General features: G+C 45.7%; 13 protein-coding genes. 6 read left to right on the top strand and 7 right to left on the bottom strand.

The genetic code is table 11. The features are described 5' to 3' along the window. Window positions 1–239 precede the first annotated feature (239 nt). From SO_RS16325 to SO_RS16315, 3 genes are all read left to right on the top strand, one after another. Entirely contained in the window at window positions 240–1,478 is a 1,239-nt protein-coding gene (locus tag SO_RS16325) for an efflux RND transporter periplasmic adaptor subunit (protein ID WP_011073334.1), read from the top strand. 13 nt (window positions 1,479–1,491) lie between these two features. Beyond that, window positions 1,492–4,635 (top strand): efflux RND transporter permease subunit, encoded by a 3,144-nt coding sequence (locus SO_RS16320; protein ID WP_011073333.1) that lies wholly within the window; start codon window positions 1,492–1,494, stop codon window positions 4,633–4,635. A gap of 136 nt (window positions 4,636–4,771) precedes the next feature. Then, on the top strand, window positions 4,772–6,040 hold the full coding sequence (locus SO_RS16315) for an HD-GYP domain-containing protein (protein ID WP_011073332.1): 1,269 nt from the start codon (window positions 4,772–4,774) through the stop codon (window positions 6,038–6,040). Between the two features lie 12 nt (window positions 6,041–6,052). On the opposite strand, the gene SO_RS16310 is transcribed toward SO_RS16315, so the two are convergent. Beyond that, a complete protein-coding gene (locus tag SO_RS16310; protein WP_011073331.1) occupies window positions 6,053–6,526 on the bottom strand; it encodes a LabA-like NYN domain-containing protein in 474 nt (157 codons plus the stop codon). Window positions 6,527–6,862: 336 nt separating this feature from the next. Between SO_RS16310 and SO_RS16305 the strand changes: the two genes are divergently transcribed. Continuing rightward, window positions 6,863–7,801, top strand: coding sequence for a sensor domain-containing diguanylate cyclase (locus tag SO_RS16305; RefSeq protein WP_011073330.1), 939 nt, complete (start codon window positions 6,863–6,865; stop codon window positions 7,799–7,801). 179 nt (window positions 7,802–7,980) lie between these two features. Here the strand turns inward: SO_RS16305 and SO_RS16300 are convergent, their stop codons facing one another. Further along, complete coding sequence (locus SO_RS16300) at window positions 7,981–8,748, bottom strand: AraC family transcriptional regulator (RefSeq protein ID WP_011073329.1); 768 nt, start codon at window positions 8,746–8,748, stop codon at window positions 7,981–7,983. 423 nt (window positions 8,749–9,171) lie between these two features. Here SO_RS16300 and SO_RS16295 point away from each other — a divergent pair, with 423 nt between their 5' ends. Continuing rightward, window positions 9,172–10,320 (top strand): multidrug effflux MFS transporter, encoded by a 1,149-nt coding sequence (locus tag SO_RS16295; RefSeq protein WP_011073328.1) that lies wholly within the window; start codon window positions 9,172–9,174, stop codon window positions 10,318–10,320. A gap of 102 nt (window positions 10,321–10,422) precedes the next feature. On the opposite strand, the gene SO_RS16290 is transcribed toward SO_RS16295, so the two are convergent. The 4 genes from SO_RS16290 to SO_RS16275 form a co-directional block, all read right to left on the bottom strand. Beyond that, window positions 10,423–13,563 (bottom strand): multidrug efflux RND transporter permease subunit, encoded by a 3,141-nt coding sequence (locus SO_RS16290; RefSeq protein ID WP_011073327.1) that lies wholly within the window; start codon window positions 13,561–13,563, stop codon window positions 10,423–10,425. Further along, window positions 13,563–14,672 (bottom strand): efflux RND transporter periplasmic adaptor subunit, encoded by a 1,110-nt coding sequence (locus SO_RS16285; protein WP_011073326.1) that lies wholly within the window; start codon window positions 14,670–14,672, stop codon window positions 13,563–13,565. The genes SO_RS16290 and SO_RS16285 overlap by 1 nt, the downstream gene beginning before the upstream one ends. A gap of 199 nt (window positions 14,673–14,871) precedes the next feature. Further along, window positions 14,872–15,666: a substrate-binding periplasmic protein gene (locus tag SO_RS16280; protein WP_011073325.1), complete on the bottom strand. Its 795-nt coding sequence runs from the start codon at window positions 15,664–15,666 to the stop codon at window positions 14,872–14,874. Window positions 15,667–15,841: 175 nt separating this feature from the next. Next, a complete protein-coding gene (locus SO_RS16275; protein WP_011073324.1) occupies window positions 15,842–16,996 on the bottom strand; it encodes a metallophosphoesterase in 1,155 nt (384 codons plus the stop codon). Window positions 16,997–17,574: 578 nt separating this feature from the next. On the opposite strand from SO_RS16275, the gene SO_RS16270 reads away from it, so the two are divergent. Next, complete coding sequence (locus SO_RS16270; RefSeq protein WP_238560493.1) at window positions 17,575–19,281, top strand: pilus assembly protein; 1,707 nt, start codon at window positions 17,575–17,577, stop codon at window positions 19,279–19,281. On the opposite strand, the gene SO_RS16265 is transcribed toward SO_RS16270, so the two are convergent. Continuing rightward, window positions 19,224–19,982, bottom strand: a complete 759-nt coding sequence (locus tag SO_RS16265) for an IS5-like element ISSod6 family transposase (protein ID WP_011071076.1) — start codon at window positions 19,980–19,982, stop codon at window positions 19,224–19,226. The genes SO_RS16270 and SO_RS16265 overlap by 58 nt on opposite strands. Between the last annotated feature and the right edge of the window lie 170 nt (window positions 19,983–20,152).

Genomic DNA, 20,152 nt, shown 5'->3' with positions numbered 1-20,152 from the left:
CCCACATAGCACGTTCGCCATGGCTAATTACCTCAAGGCTCAACTACATGTTTATCAAGTTGTCACAAAATATTACATACTCATCGGTACAAAATCTATTGACAGGGTCATTTTACAATATATATTACCGTTCAGTACATAATATTTTTTACCAATCGGTATTTATTGATTTTGACCGAGTGCCCATCAGTGATGTCTGTCTTAAACGAGATAAATGCCTGCCACATGAGGATTGTAAGATGATAAGTAACCCAACTTTACGGACATTGATGTTGACTACCGTGGCGGCGTTTGTCCTTTCGGCCTGTGGCGAACCCGAAGTCCTGCAGGGGCAAGCACCGGCTGCACCTAAGGTGGATGTTGCGCAGGTATTGCAGGAGCGAGTCACCGAGTGGGATGAATTTACCGGTCGTTTGCAGGCACCTGAGAGCGTGACCTTAGTGCCACGCGTGTCTGGCTATATTGCATCGGTGAATTTTAAAGAAGGCGCTTTAGTTAAAAAAGGTGATGTGCTATTTCGTATCGATGCGAGTGTGTTCGAAGCGGAAGTGGCCCGGTTAAAAGCAGATCTTGCTAGCGCGCTCTCTGCTGATCAACTGGCCACTAACGACTTAGAACGTGCCCGCAAACTCTTTGTCCAAAAGGCGGTATCCGCGGAATTACTTGATACCCGCGAGTCCAATAAACGACAAACCACAGCGGCCGTAGCTTCAGTGAAGGCAGCGCTGCTGCGCGCCGAGCTGGATTTGGATTACACCCAAGTGCGCGCCCCGATTGATGGCCGTGCGTCCTATGCCAATGTCACCGCGGGTAACTATGTCAGTGCTGGGCAGAGTGTACTAACCCATTTGGTCTCTACCGCTAGCATGTATGCCTATTTTGATGTAGATGAGCAAACCTACCTGAAATACGTCAAATTGACCGCTGAAAAAAAGCGTAACGACCCTCGTGCTGGCGACAATCCCGTATATATGGCGCTGGCAAACGAGCGCGAATATCAACACGTCGGCATAGTCGATTTTGTTGATAATGCGATGGACAGACAGACGGGCACTATTCGAGTTAGAGCCACATTTAGCAATGAAGACAACAGTTTGCTCCCTGGCTTGTTCGCTAGGCTGCGTACTGCTGGTAGCAGCGCCTACGACGGTATCTTGATCGACGATAAAGCCGTGGGAACGGATCTGAATAACAAATTTGTGTTAGTGGTAGCAAATGATGGCACTGTGGAGTATCGCGGTGTCACCCTAGGTGAAAAAGTTCAAGGATTACGGATTGTTAAGCAAGGTTTGGCAGCAAACGACAAAATTGTGGTCAATGGTATGCAGAGGGTTCGTCCTAAGATGCAAATTGAGCCACTGCTAGTCGATATGGCTGACAGCGAGCAGCTAGAGGCGCTTCGTCATGCTCAGCTAATGCTTGATAAAAACCAAGAAAACCTAACAACTCAAGCCGTTGAAGTGGCAAGCCGCGGATAAGGAATCCAACAGAATGTTGTCGCAGTTTTTTATTAAAAGACCGATATTTGCAGCCGTGCTCTCGCTGCTATTTTTTATCACCGGAGCGATTGCCGTTTGGCAATTACCCATTACTGAATACCCAGAAGTAGTGCCGCCGACAGTGGTGGTGACCGCCAACTACCCTGGCGCGAACCCTAAAGTCATTGCCGAAACGGTAGCCTCGCCCCTAGAGCAGGAAATCAATGGCGTCGAAGACATGCTGTATATGTCATCGCAGGCGACGTCCGATGGACGCATGACCTTGACCATCACCTTTGCCATTGGCACCGATGTGGACAGGGCGCAAACCCAAGTGCAGAGCCGAGTCGATCGCGCTATGCCACGTTTGCCGCAGGAGGTTCAACGCCTCGGGATTGTGACCGAAAAATCGTCGCCTGATTTAACCATGGTGGTGCATTTACTGTCGCCGGATAACCGTTATGACATGCTGTATTTGTCTAACTATGCGGCGCTCAACGTAAAAGATGAGTTAGCACGCATCAAAGGCGTGGGCGCGGTGCGTTTATTCGGTGCGGGCGAGTACAGCCTGCGGATTTGGCTTGATCCGAATAAAGTCTCGGCGCTTGGCATGTCACCATCGGATATTATCGCTGCAGTACGAGAGCAAAATCAGCAAGCCGCTGCGGGCAGTTTAGGAGCACAGCCCAGTGGCAATGCCGATTTCCAGTTGTTGATTAACGTTAAGGGGCGCCTGACTGAACTGTCAGAATTTGAAGACATTATCATCAAGGTCGGACAAAACGGTGAGGTGATCCGCTTGAAAGATGTGGCGCGAGTCGAACTTGGTGCGATCAGTTATGCGCTGCGTTCATTGCTGGATAACAAGGATGCGGTGGCGATCCCGGTATTCCAAGCATCGGGCTCGAATGCGATTCAAATTTCCGACGATGTACGCGCCGAAATGGCAAGACTAGCTAAGTCTTTCCCCGAAGGCCTGCAATACGAGATTGTGTACGATCCAACTGTGTTCGTGCGTGGCTCGATTGAAGCCGTGGTCAAAACCTTACTTGAAGCCGTGCTCTTAGTGGTATTAGTGGTGGTGTTGTTCCTACAGACTTGGCGTGCCTCGATTATTCCATTGGTGGCCGTGCCCGTTTCTTTGGTTGGTACCTTTGCCTTTATGCACTTGATGGGCTTCTCGCTCAATGCGTTGTCACTGTTTGGTCTGGTGCTGGCCATCGGGATTGTGGTCGACGATGCCATTGTGGTGGTAGAAAACGTGGAGCGAAATATTGCCTCGGGGTTAAGCCCGATTGCAGCGACGCAAAAAGCCATGAAGGAAGTGACTGGGCCGATTGTGGCAACCACCTTAGTGCTGGCCGCGGTCTTTATTCCGACCGCCTTTATGAGTGGATTAACGGGGCAGTTTTATAAGCAGTTTGCGCTGACTATCACTATTTCGACCTTTATTTCGGCCATTAACTCACTCACCTTGAGTCCTGCGTTATCGGCGTTATTACTCAAAGGCCATGACGCGCCTAAGGATGCACTCACTCGGTTAATGGATAAGCTGTTTGGTGGTTGGTTATTTACTCCTTTTAATCGCTTATTCAACCGTGCATCTGAAGGTTATGGCTATTTAGTGCGTAAGGTGATCCGTTTTGGCGGCATTATCGGACTGGTGTATCTGGGCATGGTTGCGCTCACGGGCGTGCAATTTGTGAATACCCCAACGGGCTATGTGCCCGGCCAAGATAAACAGTATTTAGTGGCATTTGCCCAATTACCGGATGCGGCCTCACTCGAGCGTACCGATGTGGTGATCAAGAAAATGTCCGACATCGCCTTGAATCACCCCGGTGTGGCGCACTCTATTGCCTTCCCCGGCTTGAGTATCAACGGTTTTACCAATAGTCCTAACTCGGGCGTGGTGTTTGTTGCGCTCGATGATTTTGAGTTACGTAAGAGTCCTGAACTGTCGGCGAATGCGATTGCCGGCCAATTAAATCAGCAATTTGCTGGTATTCAGGATGCGTTTATTGCCATCTTCCCGCCGCCACCTGTGCAAGGCCTCGGCACTATTGGAGGGTTCCGTCTGCAAATTCAAGACAGAGCTAACCTTGGTTATGAGGCCTTGTATCAGGTGACCCAACAAGTGATGTACAAGGCGTGGGCCGATCCACAATTGGCGGGGATTTTCTCCAGCTATCAAGTGAACGTGCCACAACTTGAACTGGATATCGATCGGACTAAAGCGAAACAGCAGGCAGTGTCGCTCGATCAAATTTTCCAGACATTACAAACCTATATGGGCTCGACCTATGTAAACGATTTCAATCGTTTTGGTCGAACCTATCAGGTGAATATGCAGGCCGACGAAGCGTTCCGTCAAAGCCCGCAGCAGATCAGTCAGCTAAAAGTGCCTAATGTGAATGGCGATATGATCCCACTAGGCTCCTTTATCAATGTGAGTCAGAGCGCGGGGCCCGATCGTGTGATGCACTATAACGGTTTCACCACGGCTGAGATTAACGGTGGCCCAGCACCGGGTGTGAGTTCGGGCCAAGCACAGGCGGCGATTGAGAAAATCCTCGCCGAGACCTTGCCCATAGGCATGACCTACGAGTGGACTGAGCTGACCTATCAGCAGATCCTCGCCGGTAACACTGGCTTATTGGTGTTCCCGCTGGTGATTGTGCTGGTGTTTATGGTGCTCGCGGCGCAATACGAGAGTTTAAGTTTACCATTGGCGATTATCTTAATTATCCCAATGACCTTACTCTCGGCGCTCAGTGGTGTGCTTCTCTATGGTGGAGATAATAATATTTTCACCCAGATTGGTCTTATCGTCCTCGTGGGCTTAGCGACGAAGAACGCGATTCTGATTGTCGAATTTGCCAAAGAGAAACAAGACCATGGTATGGAGGTTATGGAGTCAATTCTTGAGGCGGCACGCTTAAGGCTGCGCCCCATCTTGATGACTTCTATCGCCTTTATCATGGGAGTGGTGCCTATGGTGTTTTCGACGGGGGCGGGCGCTGAGATGCGTCAGGCCATGGGAGTGGCGGTATTTGCAGGTATGATTGGAGTCACTATCTTTGGTCTCATTCTGACACCACTGTTTTACTACTCCTTAGTAAAACGCGGCCGTCGTAAGAGGACGCTAGAGGTCTAACTTCATTGTGTGATAAGTTCTATTTAATATCGATAGAAAAGACCTGAAATTTCAGGTCTTTTTTGTATTTTGCAGCTAATTATCAAGGTATTGACTATATTTTAGCGAGGAACAAATAATTAATTAGGAAAATTCAATGAATGCCTTTCTGCCCCATGACTTCAAAGTCTACATGGATGTGAGGCATGCGTTGTTAGCCGTTGCCACGGCATTGGATTTTGTTGGGGTAGATGATTTGCACCACGGCCATAGGGTTGCCTATATGGCTTATGAATGTGCAAGTGTGCTCGGCTGGCCTGATGAAAAAAAGCAGTTCGCCTATTTTGCGGGGCTTATCCATGATTGCGGCGTTTCCTCCTCCGAAGAACACTTACGTCTACTTAAATTAATGCAACCGGAAGATGCCCATTGTCATAGCAAACGTGGCTATGAGGCATTGCTTGAATGCCCGATTTTAGATGTTTTTGCTCCTATCGTTCTATACCACCACACGCCTTGGCTTGAGCTGCAATCCCATGATCTTTCTGTCTTTGAGCGTGATATTGCTGCACTGATTTTCTTAGCGGATCGTACCGACTTTTTAAGGGCCAGATATACGCATGGTTGCCATGAGGAGCTGATTACATTGCATGAAAGTATGGTTGCTGAGAATTTATTGGCTCACTGCGGAACCTTATTTGAACCAGAAATGGTCAATGCTATGTGCCAACTGGTTAAGAAGGATGGCTTTTGGTACAACATGGATGCAACTCATATTGAGTTGTTAGGTTTGGAGTTCAAAGCTAATCACTTTTACGACAAAGAGTTAGATATCGGAGGTGTGAAGCAATTAGCGCGATTTTTAGCTCGAATAGTCGATGCTAAGAGTCCCTTTACATTTCACCATTCAGAAAAAGTCGCATTGTTAGCAAAATTAGTGGCAAAGGACTGCGGTATATCAGATACCGATGCTGAATTATTATACGTCGCGGGATTATTACATGATGTCGGTAAGCTTAAAACGCCTGACCTATTGCTGCATAAAGAAGGCAAATTAACGAAGGAAGAGTATTCGATTGTCAAACGTCATACTGTTGATACAGAACATACTTTACATCGTTTTTTCCCCAAGTCGGTGATTGGCGAATGGGCCTCAAATCACCATGAGCGTCTCGATGGTTCTGGCTATCCTTTTAGTAAGCGGCAGGAACAATTAGATTTACCTTCGCGTATTCTTGCTGTAGTCGATGTTTTTCAGGCGCTGACTCAAAAGCGACCATATCGAGGCTCTTTGTCGCTATCAGAGATTTACGACATTATGCAGCCCATGGTCGATAAGGGGCAGTTAGATGCTGGTGTTTACAGTATATTGTTGGCTGACATAGATAATTTTTATCATTTATCAACCCAAGAGTTTCAAACTTAAGGTTTATAGCTGTTAGAGCAGTAAAACATCATCAATCGGGTTAAATTGCGTTGTGGCATCCATCAGAGCTTTAGCCGTCAGTTGAGGTACACCATAGACCTCTGCTTTTACGCCATATTTTTGCGTTATTTTCTCAAGCAATATCGCAAAATCACCATCGCCAGAAAGCAGTATTACTGTATCTACATTGGGGGCAGCATCAAGTACATCAATCGTTATCCCTACATCCCAATCTCCTTTTGCCGATCCATCACTGCGTTGAATAAAGGGCTTTAGTTTTAGCTCAAAGCCGATATGCCTTAAGGCATCTTGGAACTTTAATTGGCCATCATCGCCCCGATGAATGGCATAAGCGACAGCACTGACAATTTCTCCCTGTGTGCTTAAATGTTGCCACAGTTTGCGATAGTTAAATTGGCGCTGATATGCCTCGCGACAGGTGTAATAAATATTTTGCACATCGACAAAGAGAGCGATTTTGTTCAAAGGAATGTCAGCAATGAGTGAATGTCATCGTCACTATAGCATAGACATTAGGTCAAATTGAGATAAAACCATTATTTGGTATGGTAGCCCTTAAATTTGACGGTTAAATAATAAGCTGTCAATTTGTGTTTAGGATAAACGGATTAAAACAAGTTAGCGTTTAATAAAGTGAGTTAACTATCTGTCTAATAAAATTTTTATTTATAAATAAATGCATTATTCATCTTTTGATGCTTCATTTATTTTTCAGTGAAGGTTATTTGTTGTCTTGTCCTTATAAATCTTATGTGCTTCTATCAATTAAATGTTATCTGTATGTTGTAATTGGGAGGGCGGATGCGGCGATTATTTCCTGAGGAGAGCGAAGCGTTATTATTTAAGACGTTAAATTATATCCCCATTCCAATTTTATTGTCTGAAGCACTTGCGGTTGAAGGTCGCAGGCCGAGTACGCACAGAATTCATCGCTTTATGAATCATGCTTTTGTTGAGCAATTAGGCTACAACTTAAGTGAAATTCCCAATATTGCTGCATGGTTTGATACTGTTTATCCCGATCCTATTATTAGAGAGCAAGCCATGCTTGAGTGGGATAGCGTCGTTTATGAAAGTGAACAGCAAGGGTTGAGTACTGCAGGCTTTAAAACCTTTATTCGCTGCGGCACTGGCCAGTTCCGCTGGTTTTTAATTAATGCACAATTGACCACGGAAAACCAATCCAATTTAAACATCGTTACCATGAGAGATGTGCATCAGTTACAGCTCTTGCTAGAAGAGAATGAGCGGCAATCAAAAACCGATTTATTAACGGGCCTAGCTAATCGGCGGCAGATAGAGGATGTGCTCGCGGCGGCAATGGCAAAAAGTGATCGCACCCAATCCTCTTTGTGTGTCGTGATGTGTGATATCGATTTTTTTAAGAATATCAATGATAACTTTGGTCACCTTTGTGGTGATGACGTACTTAAAATAGTCGCGTCTCAATTGCAACATTCTGCCCAAGCTGCAACCTGTATTGCCCGTTGGGGAGGAGAAGAGTTCTTGATCGTTTTAGAACACGTTGTTCCAGAATCTGCAGGCGTTCTTTGTGAACAATTAAGGGGGCTGATAGCGGCAACAGATTATCAATCCTATGGTCAACATATGCAATTAACGATGAGTTTCGGCTGTGTGCAATATCAAGCAAATGAGAGTTTGCAAAGCCTATTGTGTCGGGTTGATAAGGCATTGTATCAAGCAAAAAACGGTGGCCGAAATCAGGTTGTGATGGATTGAAATTCGGGCACTTTGAGTGTGTAGGGATTTAATATAACCTCAGGTGTGCTCTGACAATCTTAAGTCAGTCAGAGAAAAATAATCTGTCGTTTGCCATGTAAATGACGGTCTTTAGCATGAAAGAAAACTAAACGAAATAGCGGCTTGATCTAGGTTGTAGAACACTTCAATTATTTGATTTATTTAAAATACTGTGCAGGAGTAGTTCCCGTATATTGTTTAAAAAAACTAATAAAGGCGCTGTCGCTGGAAAACTGTAAATTAAAACCAGCCTGCGCCACTGATGTGCCTGCTGCTAATTGCTCTATCGCCGACAGTAAGCGCCATTGTTGCCGCCATGCCTGATAAGCCATCCCAGTCTGCGAGCTAAAAATACGACTAATCGTGCGCTCACTGGCGCCAATTTCAATAGCCATCTCTTTTAGATTGGCAGGCTGCATCTCCTGTTGCAGTACTTGCTTAAGCCAAGTTTGTAACCGCTTATCCTGTGGTAAGGGCAAAGCTAGATTTTCTGCCTTTGCATTTTCCAACTCTTCGCAAAATAGAGCAAAAGCATTGTGTTGACTGTATCTAGGCTTGTTCCACGGCCAGTATGACATAGTGTCAATGAGTGCTTTGAGTAACGGATTAACATGGAAAATTGTGACCTCACTTGGCAAAGAGGCGACAGCTTCTGGTTCAAAGTAGAGTGACCGATAGGCAACCACATTGCGCATAGTGACATGATGCTCCACGCCCGCGGGTAGCCAAGCCGCGCGGGTTGGCGGTAGTACGACTTGAGTATCAGCTAAGGAAAACCTCATACAGCCAGCAGAAGCATAAAGCAGTTGAGCTTTGTGGTGGTGATGCATACCTGAATCGTGCTTCCCCATATCCGCAGCAATACCTATGACGAGGTTGTGCAATGCATCGGGGTTGAATTGCTGTTCAGGTTTAATAAAGGCCATTTTGTCCTATTTTTGATGTTTATTGTCTAAATGTCGTTAATTGTGTTTTGTCCATCCTATCTATACTGCGTCATCTTTGACAAGTATGGAGCTAGATTTTAGGGCGTGTTGACGTTTCGAGATTAGATTTTGTTCGTTCTGGCAAGCACGTGCTCACGAAACGAGGAATGATGTGTAGTTATTCTACTCAAATGACGAGCTGCTCTTATGACAGAAAGTAAGAGCAAGGGCTTGCCAGACGAACCCTTCGGGCAGCATTTGGCTGGCTTTTCTGCCGCGTTATCGTCCGTTTATGTAGAATAACTACACTGCACGGACTTTGCCTTGCATAAAAGCCAGCCAAATTGCTGCAAAAATAACCCTGAAACGTCAACACGCCCTAGTAACCCAATGTATTTGGATTACTAAAATTTATTTTAAATCATGAATATAAAACCACCATTATGGCTTGCTGTGCTGCTAATGATGTTTCCGCAAATTATGGAAACCATTTATAGTCCTGCATTGCCAGATATTGCCGAGCACTTTGCCGTGCCGATTAGCGCTGCCGCGCAAACCTTATCAGTCTATTTTGTTGCCTTTGCGATTGGTGTTTTTTGCTGGGGACGTTTAGCCGACGTGATTGGTCGGCGCAAAGCCATGCTCGCGGGATTAGTCTGTTATGCCATTGGCTCTGCTTTCGCTTTACTCGTAAGCGACTTTAGTTTGTTGCTGATGGCTCGGGTATTGTCGGCCTTTGGCGCGGCAGTGGGCTCTGTGATAACTCAAACCATGATGCGTGACAGTTATAGTGGCGAGGAGTTAGCGAAAGTCTTTTCTGTGATGGGAATGTCATTTGGAATAAGCCCCGTTATCGGGTTGCTTTTGGGCAGCGTTCTCAGTGCCTTTTGGGGATATCAAGGTGTGTTTGTCGTACTGATGAGCTCAGCAATTGTGTTGCTGTTTTTGTCGGTAAAATCCTTACCCGAAACCAAACCCGCACACACCCAGACAATTGCCATAGGTGAGTTAGCGATTAAGATGCTTAGTGACCGCGGAATTATTAAGAATACCTTGCTGGTGGCAGCGTTTAACCTGATGTGGTTTAGCTACTTTTCACTGGCGCCATTTATGTTTGAGGCGCAAGGGTTATCGACGCTTATCTTTGGTATGAGTGGCTTATTGTTAGGCTTTGGCGCATTCCTTGGTAGTTATTTTAATCAAGTATTGCTGGGTCGATGCTGCACCAGCCCACGACTGATTCGTTTAGCCAGTAGCATCGCACTTGTCGGTGGAGTTGGCATTTGGCTATTGCAATCGACCTTTATCGGCTTGAATAATGTTTATTTTTTAGCACCTATGTTATTGATTGTGATTGCTTACGGGATTGCGATACCGAATATACTCAGCTCTGCTCTGGCAGGCTATCGTACTTACGCTGGCTCTGCTGGCGCACTCTTTGGGTTGTTTTACTATATTTTGCTCGGCGCGGGATTGGGTGTTGTCGGTCTGATTAACCATCTTGGCGGCGTGATTACGTTGGCGGCATTGTTTTGTACAGTGCTCAGTATGAGTCGCGCCCGTGGCGAGTAATTCCACTCCGACATAAATAAAAAGCCAAGGTATTTGTACCTTGGCTTTTTATGATCCGCGCTGATGATTTACGTCTCTTGGTTTTCCATCACCGCTTTGTTATCAAGCTTTTGCCGTTTGCTCCTGCTGTTTGGCTGCCTCTTGTGCTGCGAGCTCTTGAGCTTTTATGGCCGCTTCGAGTTTCGCTTCAACATAACCCGGTGAATGGGTGGCGGCCGAGATTAAACGGTACATTGCCGGGATGACGAACAGGGTTACAAAGGTCGCAAAGGCCATGCCGAAAAACACCACAGTCCCCACGGCAATCCGGCTTTCAGAGCCTGCGCCCGTTGAGAAAATCAGCGGTATCGCGCCGACTAAAGTGGTGAAGGCCGTCATCAAAATCGGGCGTAAGCGGCGGGTCGAGGCGTCGATAATGGCTTTGTCTAGGGCCAAACCTCGGTCACGCAATTGGTTGGCAAACTCGACGATTAAGATCCCATTTTTGGTCACCATGCCAATCAACATGATCATGCCGATCTGACTATAGATGTTAATACCTTGACTGGTTACCAACAGGCCGAGGAAACCACCAAATACCCCCATTGGCACAGTAAACATCACCACTAAGGGGTTGATAAAGCTTTCAAATTGCGCAGCGAGTACTAAGTAAGCTACCAGTAGCGCTAAACCGAACACAATAAAAATGCTGCTTTGGTTTTCTTTAAAGTCCTTAGATTCACCGGTATAGCCGATGGAAATATCCTTGGGTAACAACTCTATGGACTTGTTTTCCAAGAACGTTAAGGCCTCGCCTAAGGTGTAACCTTTACTGATGTTAGCCTTAAGGGTGATGGATTTTTGTTTATTGGTGTGGCTCAATCTTTGCGCCGAGGCCACTTCTTCGATATGGGTGACCGTATCGAGCGTGACTAATTCGCCCTTGGCCGAACGCATATAGATTTGGCTTAAATCTCCAACGTTGTTAAAGCTGTTTTCATCACCGCGCAGATACACATCGTACTCTTCGCCGCGATCCACATAGGTGGTTTCTTTGCGCCCGCCGAGCATGACTTCTAAGGTTTGGGAGACGTCATCGACGCTGATCCCTAGTTCTGCGGCACGCTCTTTATCAACGGTGACAATCAGTTCCGGTGTGGTTTCGGCGTAATCCAGATCGGCGCCTTCCATCATCGGGCTGGCATTGGCTTGCTCTTTTAACACCTGTGCCCATTTAAAGAGTTCGGCATAATCAGAGCCACCCAGTACAAATTGTACTGGCTCACTCGATTGGCCCCTAAAGCCTGGCATCATAGGACGAACCATTACATCGGGAATATCTTTCAATGCCTTGCTAATAATACCTAACGCCTGTTGCGCCGTGACATTGCGATGTTCCCAATCCTCTAGCTGCATAATTACATAGCCGGTTTGATCGCCAGCACGACCACCAAAGGCAGGGGCTTGCACACTGAAAGACCGCAATACACCTTGGCCAAGGAGTGGCATTAATCTGTCTTCGACGATATCCATGTTCGCCGTCATACGGTTATAGCTAGTGCCCTCGGCGCCTTTCACAAAGGCATAGAGTACACCGCGGTCTTCCTGCGGCGCTAATTGCGCGGGGACTTGCTGCATTAACCATACGCTACCGCCAATACAGGCAAGAATAACCAGTGGCGCCAGTAATCTAAAGCGGATCGCATGGGTCACACCGACATGGTAAAGCTTTTCCATTCGAGCAAAACCACGATCGACAAAGCGATTGAAACGGTTTGGTTTAACATTGGCTTTTAGCAGTTTGCTGCTCAGTACAGGTGTTAGTGTGAGGGCAATGAGGGAAGAGAACAGTACCGATACAGCTAGCATCACGGAAAACTCGGTAAAGAGTAAACCGACCATACCCTCCATAAAGGAAATAGGCAGGAACACCATGACTAACACTGCGGTGGTTGCCACGACCGCAAAACCGACTTCCCGTGTGCCTTTGTAAGCCGCAAGCAGCGGCTCTTCACCTTTTTCGATATGGTGGAAAATGTTTTCGACCACCACAATGGCATCATCGACCACTAGACCAATGGCAAGGATTAATGCCATTAAGGTTAATAGGTTAATCGAGTAGCCAAACATATTGGCGGCGATAAAGGCCGAGATCAGAGACACCGGGACTGTCACCGCAGGGATAAGCGTTGCCCTTACTTGACCGATAAAAATATACAGCACTAACACCACGAGCGCGCCAGTGACATAGAGGGTGTTGTAAACCTCATTGATCGAGCGGTCAATAAAGACGGTGGAGTCAAAGTCGACCACAAGGCTGGTGCCTTCGGGTAAAAAGTCTTGAATTTTATCGACTTCTTTATGTACTTCCTGTGCAACGACTAAGGGGTTAGCATCGGATTGAGTGATCACCCCTAGACTTAGGTTAACAATACCATCGCTCTTAAAGGTGGAGTTTTCGTTCTGTGCGCCTACGGCCACATCGGCCACATCTTTCAAATAGATAGGCGTACCGTCGCTGGCAGTACGAACGACTAAATAATCAAAATCCTTTGGGGTGTAATAGAGCCTTTTGGTGCGCACCGACATCACTGTGGTATCGTTACGTACCTGGCCGCCTGGGGTTTCGATATTCTCTTTGCGCAGGGCGCTGGTAATATCGGTGACGGTGACGTTGCGCCCCGCCATTTGCTCGGGCCTGAGTTTGACATACATGACTTTGTATAGACCGCCAGAGATGCTAATCGAGCTCACACCACTGATCAGACTGAATCTATCTTCTAATACCCGCTGGGCATAATCGGTCAGTTGGGTTCTGTCCATCACGCTTGAACTTAGGTTCACATACACTGACGGCTCGCCGGAACCATTGTCCTTGGAGACCACTGGATCGTTAGCGTCTTCAGGTAGGCGGCGCTGGGCACGAGCTACTGCGTCACGCACATCACTCACCCCTTCGGTTAAGTTCCAACCGAGGAGGAATTTGACCGTGATCCGTGAGCTACCATTGCGGGTAGTGGAGGTGATTTCATCGATACCGCTGATCCCCGTAAGTTCATCTTCGAGGGTCTTAGTGATTTGGCTTTCCATAATGGCAGCCGACGCACCGGAATAACTGGTGCTGACAGTCACCACAGGGCTTTCAACATCAGGCATTTCCCGTACTGAAAGTTTAGTGAAGGACACTAAGCCAAAGACGCACAGCAATAAGCTTAAAACGATCGCAACGACGGGGCGTTTAACTGAGACATCGGACAGCCACATTATTTCGTCTCCGCAGTGTTGACGTCTGACTTGGCTGGGCGGTTATTACTATTTTTAGCTTCAAGAGCGACTTCATTTATTTTTAAGCCATCGCGCATATTTACAAGCCCTTGAACCACCACTTTATCGCCAATCTTAAGACCGCTATCGATGAGCACTTGATCGCCCACCCGCGCCCCTAAAATCACTTCTGTGCGATGGGCAATATGATCCTCTCCAACCACATAGACATAGCGTTTAGTGCCTGAATATTCTAAGGCTTGCACTGGCACAATCGGGGCTGAAATTGGCGGGAAGGTGATGGTGGATGACATCATCATACCGGGTTTTAAGCGATTATCGGTGTTTTCAAATTGCACGCGGATCTTCAGGTTTAAGGTTTCTTCATTCACGCGGGGATCGATGGCAACCACTTTGCCGATAAAGGTTTCCCCCGGCCATGCACGGCTGGTGGACGATACGGGCATACCTATGCTGATTTGAGACAGAAAATGCTCTGGCACTTGTAAGTCGAGTCGCATGCTAGACAAGTCATCCAATGTCATCAACTCATTACCCGTGCTGACCATTTTACCTTCGCTGAAGTTGATCAGGCCGGTTTGTCCGGCAAAAGGTGCGATAAGGGAATGGTAATGTAAATCCGCTTGTGCAGAGGCTAGACGAGCCCTAGCAATATCGACACTGGCTTTTTGAGCATCGATTTCCGTCTGAGTAATTGCATTACGGCTGATGAGTTTTTCAAACTCTTTGAGTTTACGGGTTTCATCATTTAAAAAAGCATTGGCTTCGGCAACGGCGGCTTGCGCTTTCATATCATCGAGCTCGATAAGGAGCTGACCTTTTTTCACCGCTTGATTTGACACTACAGCAATTTGCTTAATTTTGCCTGTGACTTGCGGCGCAATGACGACCGCGCGATCGGCGGCCAATTTACCAATCAACGAAACAGATTGTGCCAGTGGGTGCTCAACGACTTCCCCTGTTACCACGGGTACGGTGCGCATAGGTTGGGGAGCGCTTTCAGGTTTGGCCGCTTGCAGTACATCACTAAAGCTCACAGCAGTAGCAACCGTAGCAATTAAGGCAATGGCTATTATGGTTTTTTTCATTGGAATAATTATCTCGCACAAAAACAGTTAAGAGGCGTTCGCACTAATGGCGCTATTCTAGTGAATAACCGTCATCAGTTGGGTAAAAGTTTGTAAAGTTAACCAAACGAAAGTGAAAGAAATTGTGTTTTGCACTCGAGGCACCCATGGCAATTTTTTCTGTTGCTTTTGAATCGGCTAACATAGCCGAGTTAGCGTACTAAGGATGTGCTTGTGTTCGTATTTTTTCTATTGGGTCTGTAGTCGCAGGGATTTGAGCGTATTGGCTTAAAATGTTGGCAAGACGACCATCTTTTCTCATACTTTCTAGCCCTTTATTAAATTCCGCTATTAACGTGGCTTGATCCGTTATCGCCAAAGAGACGCCTAGATGGAATACCTCGGTGGCGATGGGATCACCGACTTGCTCAAAGAGATCGGCATATTCGCTTAAATTTTTCTTGATTAAATACTGAGCAAGATTGTGACCAATCAATACTAAGTCAATGCGTTTTAGAAACAATTTCTTAAGATTGATTTCGTCGGAATTACCTTCCTCAGTGGTGAGCCCGGTGGCGGCAATTTCGGGTGGATTGGCGTAACCGCGCCCGATGCCGATGGTAAAGGGCTTAAGTTCACTTAATTGACTAAAACTTAATGGGTTATCTTTACGTTTGTAGAAGACAATCTGTACGGCTTGTATCGGCGCAGAGTAATGCGCCCATTGCTCCCGTTCTTTGCGATACCAAAGCCCAATAATGCCATCTGCTTGCCCTGTTTTAACCAGTAATGCCGCCCGTGCAAAGGGATAAAAGGTGACACTGGCGTTGTAGCCTTGCAGCTTAAAAGCTTCTTTAACGACTTGGGCGACACCGCCTTGCTCGGGCAACGCATCGGCATAAAATGGAGGGTAATTGGTCGCGACTAAATTCAACTCTCGTCCCGCAAAACTGGGGGAAGATAGTCCTAAGAGTATTAGTGTAAGGCCTATATTTATCAGCGACTTGAAGTCCATATTCGTCCCTTAGCATTCGAGAGTCATTTGCAGAGTATAGGGGCTGTTGAGCGGATGAGTTGAGTTTTTGTATTTGCGGTAAGTTATCAGTTATTCGGTGGGGGAATAGTCTTGTTATCCTTCTGGTGAATAATAAAAAGGGCTTATGGATTAAACTCATAAGCCCTCATATTGATTAGAGTGGCACTTGCTCACCCTTATATAGACCGCGGGTGAGTTTATCGTCGTCTATGAGTAACAATTCTCCAGACTTACCATCCTTAATACTGCTATCTATAGCAATGATTTTATTATGGTAAAGCCCAAGCACTCGATCCTGTGACGTATGGCCGACGATTATGTGATCGACCTTAAAGTAGTTAAGGATCTGGTCAATGTCAGGTTCTGCCAGTGCGTCTTTAAAGTAGCCACGATACCAAGTGGGGCCATTGGTGAAAAAGAGGAAATTCAACAGGTCGTTTTGTTTTAAATCTTCTTTTTTATCGTCTAAATGCTGGCGAAATAATTGATTAGCATCGCTGATATTGAGTTTACGTTCTATCCATTCAGGGCTTATCCCACCATGCATAAACAGTAGGTTGTTTATCTTCACTAAGGTGTTTTTACTGCGCAGCCAACGACCGATCTCGGTATCTTTGTTATAGAGGGCATCGTAGCGACGATTGAGTAGTTCAGCCGAGGTTTTGTAACGCTCATTGATATAACGCAGGTCTCCGCGAAACACCATTTGCTCATGGTTACCCATGAGTAAATGTAAACGGCCGCCGGCGGTCTGGGCTTCTTTATCTAAGGTGTATAAAAACCACAGAACTTCGTTTACTTGATGACCGCGATCGAACATATCACCTGTCATGACCATATGCCCGTCACCAAAGGCCCAGCGATTATTAGCATCGATAATCTTGTGGGCTTTGAGCAGGTTAATCATTACATCGAATTGTCCATGTACATCGCTTAAGGCCACTATTTTACCTGCATGAGTGTAGGTATCTGCTTCTACTTTGGGGGCATCGGTATGGCGTTTGGGCTGCGGTAAGTTGCCGCAATCCGCTGGTCGCGCTAATTGATTAGCAGCAATTTGGGTTTGCTTAAGCTGACTTTGGCAGATCCAATAGGCTGTATTTTCATGCCCTTGGTCGAGGAAAACATAAGGACCATCGGTGACGGATGATGGCGCAGGCTCTGTGCTAAATGCAGCAACGGAAAATAAACTCAGCAAAGAGAAAAGTGCAGCCTGAGTCGTAGCATGTTTTTTGTTCGATGCGAGCGAATACACATCCTGTGGTTGAGGTTTAGTGTGACTGAAACCACGGCGGGAGAGCATGCGCATTCTAAGATCCTTGAGTTGTTATATGTCGCTGACATCGGGTTGGTTAGCATAATGTTAATAATTAGATACAGCAAGGCTCCTACGACAGGATCTTTTCAGTGGGAAAATGGTTCAAACCTCTATTTATAAGTTGTTTTTTGACTAACCCTGGAGGGGATAAATAAAAATGGTGTTTTTTTAGTCACCCACACTTAAAGTAGATAGATTTAAATTTAATAGAATTAAATACGGTTTTTTTAATGGTGTTTAAATTACGTTTTATTACTATCTCGTTTTAATTTAGTAGTGTTGGTTTTAAATTTTAATTAAAAATTTAAATGTTTATTTATTGCCAAATAAGTGTTGTTAATGGTAAAAGTCAACGGCAATCTTCTGGTTTTATAATTTTACTGTTTTTTATTCGGTAATTTTGAATTCTTTAAGTTTATTTACGTTATAAAACAGTTGTTTGCGGGTGCTTTTGTCTTTCCCTTAATAACCGATATGCATACTGTATGATTCAGCTTTTATTTAAATGTCAGCAGAAAACTGTGTTGATATCCGCGTTTGCTTTTGTTTTCTCTAAAATAATACTCAAGATGCAATTATTAAGCGTTTTTCATACGCTAAAGTTGATTGTATCCCTTATTATTTCGTGCTTAGTTGTGGTTGCTGCCGGCTTATTTTCAGCATCAAGCATTGCGGATGATACAGAGCTTTATGTGTTCGAAGCGTCAGCACGAAATGGGTCTCGTCCGCAAGTGCTGATTATTTTTGATAACTCGGGCAGCATGAGTAGTCTTGCCTATGGGGTCGATGCTCCTTACGAGAATAAACGTAATGCTAATTATGCCCAGTCGGGAAAGTTATTTTATAGCCGAGGTTCGGCTGATAATGCGGAGTTACCTAATCCTGCCTCTCAGCGTGAAAAGCGTCAGTTTAATGCCGTGCTCAATGGCTGTGAAAGTTCGTGGGATTACCTCAATCGGTATGGCACCTTTACTGGTTTTTTTCGGGAATATGGTTTTTCGGGGGGAACAGGCTCATGGAAAGAATTTTCTGAGCTAAACGGTAACTCGATAGCCGCTGTCGATTGCTTTGAAGATATCCAAGATGAAAGACTCGGTAATGCGACTGGTGAGGCTAACGGGTTACCCGTGGACAGTTTAGGCTCTGCGGCTAAACCTGTTCGGTACACAGCAGTCAATATTCACTCATCCGAGAGTGCTAAGGCAAGCGCGAAGGCAAAGGCGCAGAAAACAGGTTTTGGCTCTGGCAAAGTGGTCACTGTTTATACCGAAGATTATTTAAACTGGCACCATGGCACTAAAAAGAAGGTCAATAAAACCCGTCTAGAGTTGGCGCAAGATGCGATTGAAAGTGTGATTTTAACCACTCCCGGCGTGGATTTTGGTTTAGCTGTTTTTAATATGAATGGCCCGACTGATTTTGCGCGTGACGGTGGGCGGATTATCTCTGGGATTAAGACCATGTCCGCCCAAGCCAAAATTGATTTATTAAAAAGAGTCAATCTTATTAGTTATGCCCAAAATACGCCGTTATGCGAAACTCTCTATGAAGCCTATCGTTATTTTGGTGGGCAGGAACAGTATTTTGGTGATGACGATAGCGATTACAATTACTACGATCGTTGGGGGTATTATCAGGGCACCTACGAGGCGAGCAAAAACCCTTTTACTGATCCCAAAGCATTAACTCCTGGGACGAATAACTATCAGTCGCCCTTTAAGCCTTGCCAAAATGAAGCGTATATCGTTTATATCACCGACGGTGAGCCGACACTGGATAGTGCGGCCGATGGCATTATTGAGCGTTTAACCAATGGTGTGGGTAAGCATACTTCTAATCCGAAAAGTTATCTCAGTGCGCTTTCTGGCTGGATGCGAACTGAGGACGTGAATCCTAATTTAGCCGGAAAACAAACCGTTAGAACCTTTACCATTGGCTTTAGTGAAGGTGCAGCCAGTGCTGAACACCTATTGAAACAAACCGCTGAAAATGGCGGTGGTAAGTATTTTGATGCGACCGATGCCAGTCAATTGCGTTCTTCACTGCAAACGGCTTTAAATAATATCCTCGAAAAAAATGCCAGCTTTACTTCACCCTCGGTAGCGAGCAATAACTTCAACCGTACGCAAACCTTTGATTCTGCTTATTACTCGATGTTTTTACCTAACAAAGGACCAAGATGGTTAGGGTCTGTTGATCTTTGCTGTACAAATGTTCTTCAGCAATACATCGGCAACCACATTAACATAAACGCCAGTGACACCATACTGGCGTAATTTCTTGCTAGCTTGTCATATCTTGTTGATATTGCTCGATAGTGTTTTATTCTTCCAAAAGCATTCTCCACTAAATGTCGATACCGATATAAGCACCAATCGACTCTTTCTTGAGGTGTATTCTTATAGCGGCGCCTTGGAATAACAGATTTCCCGCCTTTATTGGCGATAAGTTCACGAAAAGCATCGCTGTCATAACCTTTATCTGCAATGACGGTATCAACCTGCTTCAGGTGCTCAATTAAGCTGGGGGCGTGTGTAATATCGTGTTTTTGGCCTTCTGATAATTCGAAATAAATCGGTAATCCTCCGCTGTCGACGGCTAAGTGAATTTTGGTTGAATTACCGCCTCGACTTTTACCAATACTCTCATTACTTAGCGTCGCTGCACCTGCACTGTGCTGGTGAGCTCGCACTATCGAGCCATCAATAAAGACCCATTCTATATCAGCAAGGTTGGCTAAGGCCTTGAATAAATGTGCTAGAACGCCTTTCTTAGACCATAAATGAAACCGTCTAAAGACCGTGCTCCAATGACCGAACTCTTTAGGTAAATCTCGCCAAGGGATACCTGTTCTAAGGCGGTAAAGAATACCTTCGAATGTTTGTCTATGTTCAGGTTTGTCATAAACACGGCCTGTGCTTTTCATTAAATGAAATAGCTTTTCCCAGCGTGCATCGGTTAGCATAAGTCTTGGCATGGCTTGAGGTTATGGTTACTTTTGGCGAAGCAAATTATAACGTCTTGGCATGCTGTCTAAAAATCACTCTCGAAAGATCAACAGACCCTAGGCAATATTAAAAAATTTAAAGTAACTAGCAGCGGTGATGTCGTCGATAGCAAAGGCAAAAACGCGATAGGAGAAGATGG

The sequence above is a fragment of the Shewanella oneidensis MR-1 genome (genome assembly GCF_000146165.2).
Lineage (GTDB): Bacteria > Pseudomonadota > Gammaproteobacteria > Enterobacterales > Shewanellaceae > Shewanella > Shewanella oneidensis.
The sequence above is the reverse complement of the archived record's forward strand: the minus strand, read 5'-3'. Positions and strand labels throughout refer to the sequence as shown.